The 3281-nt window shown below is 57.3% G+C and carries 4 protein-coding genes; 1 reads left to right on the top strand and 3 read right to left on the bottom strand.

The window, feature by feature from the left end; genetic code table 11:
• On the top strand, positions 1-161 hold a 161-nt coding region (locus AC2VNK_RS06060; protein WP_486883176.1), incomplete at its 5' end, for a CsbD family protein.
• A gap of 70 nt (positions 162-231) precedes the next feature.
• Here AC2VNK_RS06060 and iro read toward each other — a convergent pair.
• From iro to AC2VNK_RS06045, 3 genes are all read right to left on the bottom strand, one after another.
• Entirely contained in the window at positions 232-510 is a 279-nt protein-coding gene (gene iro / locus AC2VNK_RS06055; RefSeq protein WP_291524154.1) for an iron oxidase, read from the bottom strand.
• 155 nt (positions 511-665) lie between these two features.
• The gene (locus tag AC2VNK_RS06050; RefSeq protein WP_366937039.1) at positions 666-1955 is read right to left on the bottom strand and encodes an adenylosuccinate synthase; all 1290 of its coding nucleotides are present in this window, start codon (positions 1953-1955) and stop codon (positions 666-668) included.
• Positions 1956-1998: 43 nt separating this feature from the next.
• Entirely contained in the window at positions 1999-3201 is a 1203-nt protein-coding gene (locus AC2VNK_RS06045) for an ATP phosphoribosyltransferase regulatory subunit (RefSeq protein WP_486883175.1), read from the bottom strand.
• Positions 3202-3281 lie beyond the last annotated feature (80 nt).

Genomic DNA, 3281 nt, shown 5'->3' with positions numbered 1-3281 from the left:
ATCAGGTAAACGGTCGTATTAAAGAAGTTAAAGGCAAGTCAAAAGAAGTTCTTGGTAAGATTAGTGGCAGCAAAAAACAGGAGGTTGAGGGTAACGTAGAGAAAAACATAGGCAAGGCTCAGGCGGGGTTTGGTGACCTGAAGAATAAACTGCAGAAATAAGGCGGCGTGCCTACCGATCCGCCGCCTTATTATAAAGACCCCTCTTTAGTGGAGGAGGTGGGGTGATATCTCATGCTGACTTAGGAACAAAGGCCATACACCAACCATTTGGGCTGATGTTACCCGCCACCACCTTACAACTATGTGGAGCAATGAAGTTTGCACATACTGAACAACGATCCTTTCCTTTAGGTGTATCCTGATATTGCACCGATGTCTTGGTCATGGTTCCGGCATCTGCCACACCAGCTCCCATCATCGTCGTGGTAGCCACCGCTCCGACGACAACCGCAATGTTTTTTAGCGCATCGCGACGGGTAATCATCTTGTTCTTGTCCTTTTCACTCATGGTCTTCTCCTTAGGTTGTGCAATCAACCTTGGCATTGTAGCGCTTCTCATCGCTATAGCTAGCGATGAGACCCGCAGAGGAGGCTTGGCCAACCCGATTGGCGAGTACCAAAGGGCAGATCAATAGGTCTGCCCTTTTTTATTGCCCTGCTGCATCACAGGATCTCAGTACGTAAAATAGTGTCATCCCGATCCGGCCCGGTGGAGATAATCGCCAAGGGCCGTCCGGCTCGCTCTGCAATGGCCTCCAGATAGCGACGGGCCGCCTGGGGAAGGTCGTCCCAGTGCCGCACGCCTGCCGTGGATTCAGTCCATCCCGGGAAGCTTTCGTAGACTGGCTCACAGGCGGCAAGCGCCTCGGCGCCACCCGGCAGTTCCTCCTGAACCACCCCATTTACCCGGTAGCCGACAGCAACGCGAATCTCCGCGAGGCCATCCAGTACATCCAGCTTAGTGATGCACAGGCCCGTCACCCCATTAACCCGGCAGGCGGCCCGCAAAGCCACCGCATCAAACCAACCGCAACGCCGCGCCCGTCCGGTGGTTGCACCCACCTCCGCACCACGCTCAGCGAGGAAGACTCCCGTCTCATCAAAGAGCTCCGTAGGGAATGGTCCAGCCCCGACACGCGTGGTGTAGGCCTTGGTAATGCCCAGCACATAGCCCAGATCCGCTGGCCCTACCCCGCTTCCGGCGGAAGCGCCACCTGCCACCGTATTAGAGGAAGTCACAAAGGGGTACGTACCATGATCCACATCCAGCAGGGTACCCTGGGCGCCCTCGAAGAGAATCCGCGCCCCTTCCGCCTGCAAACGCGCCAGTCGTACGGAAACATCTACCACCATAGGTGCCAGACGCCCCGCAAGCCCCAGATACTGCTCCAGGATGGCATGGAAGTTTTCCGGTTCCTGCTTGAAATAGTGTTGGAGCACAAAGTTATGGTAATCCAGCGCCTCGCCAAGCTTGGCGGCAAAACGCTCGCGATGAAACAAGTCGGCAACACGCAAAGCGCGCCGCGCTACCTTATCCTCATAAGCGGGCCCAATGCCCCGACCGGTAGTGCCGATTTTTGCCGCACCCATCGCCCGCTCCCGCGCCAGGTCGAGACTCTTGTGGTAGGGCAGAATCAGTGGGCAGGCGTCGGAAATGAACAAGCGCTCATGGGCATCGGGCACCACCGGCTGCAGCTCATCCAGCTCGGAAAACAAGGCCAGCGGATCCAGCACCACACCGTTACCAATAAAGCAGGACACGCCAGCACGAAGAATACCCGAGGGAATCAGATGCAGAACAGTTTTCCGCGCGCCAATCACCAAGGTATGGCCAGCATTGTGTCCGCCCTGAAAGCGTACCACCGCCTGGCAGCGCTCGGTCAGCCAGTCGACAATTTTACCCTTACCCTCATCGCCCCATTGGGTACCGATGATCACAATGTTTGTATTCATAGCCACGAACGACTCCGCAAATGGGTCACTGGAAAATAAAAATTCACGAATCAAGCTGCCGCATCTTCCAGCCCGTCTGTTCTTTGATCAGGACAGCATCAAAACCCTGTGCCTGCAACGTCTGCTGGCCAGGCACCTCCTGACACAGCAAGTCCTGTAAAACCGCATAACCAGCCCGGCGATGTTCCTGTATCGACTGCCACAAAAGATCATCAGTACCAGCCGGAGCCCAAATCTGCCGCGCTCTCTCCGCCTCCGGGAATTCACGCAGCAACGGCTTGAGATCCAAACTGAAGCCCGTCGCCGCGCGCCGTCGGCCAAAAGCGGCACCAATATCATCGTAGCGACCACCACTGGCCAGCGCCTCACCACGCTGCGGACCAAACAGCGAAAACAGCAAGCCGGTATGATACCGATGCCCGTGAATCTCCGAGAGGTCACATTGAATCGCAAGATCATAATAACGCGCGCGCAATGCCCCCCAGACGAAATGCAGTTCATCCAGGGCTATGCAAACCGCCGGGTGATGTCCGAGGCGCTGGCGAGCCTGCTCCAAGATATCGAATTCACCCTGTAAACGCGACAGGGCATCAAAATCTGCGCTCAGCTCTGTGCCGCAATGGTGCTCCCGCAGCCACGCCCGCATATCCGGCCACGCCTTGCGCTCGACATGCTGCAACAGGTCCGCACGTAGCGCACCTTCCAGACCCGCCGCGTCCGCCAATGCCTGGGAAATACCCACATGACCGATGTCCAGCAACAGATTCGGCACTGCACAGTGGATGAGGCTCTCTACCATCAGGGAAAGGACCTCCAGATCCCCCTCCGGCCCGTCCACTCCGAAGAGCTCGGCACCCATCTGAAAAGGGGCACGGCTCCCACCGAGCAAATCGGGCCGGGCGCGCAGCACGGTACCGGCATAGGCTAGACGTCGAACCTCCTTCGCAGAGGAAGTCTGGGCGTCTATACGGGCCATCTGCGGCGTCATATCCGAACGCAGACCCACCAACCGACCACTGTCCTGATCCAACAGTTTCCAGGTCTGTAAATCGAGGTCGGCGGCACTTCCGGTCAGCAAACTCTCCAGATGCTCCACCAGGGGTGGAATGACCTGGCGATAACCCCATTGTGCGTAAAGGTCGAGCAGGGTACGGCGACAGTGCTCCAGCGCGTCTGTACGTGCGGGGAGGACATCCTCAAAACCGCTGGGCAGCAACCAGGCTGGGTGAGTTTCAGGACGCGTCATTTACCTGTCGGCTCCAGCGAATGGCGAAAATATTTGAAGAATGGCGAACCCGGGCTGAGTACCAGAACATCTTTGTCACC

Source organism: Acidithiobacillus sp. TH-A35 (assembly GCF_057473505.1).
The sequence above is the reverse complement of the archived record's forward strand: the minus strand, read 5'-3'. Positions and strand labels throughout refer to the sequence as shown.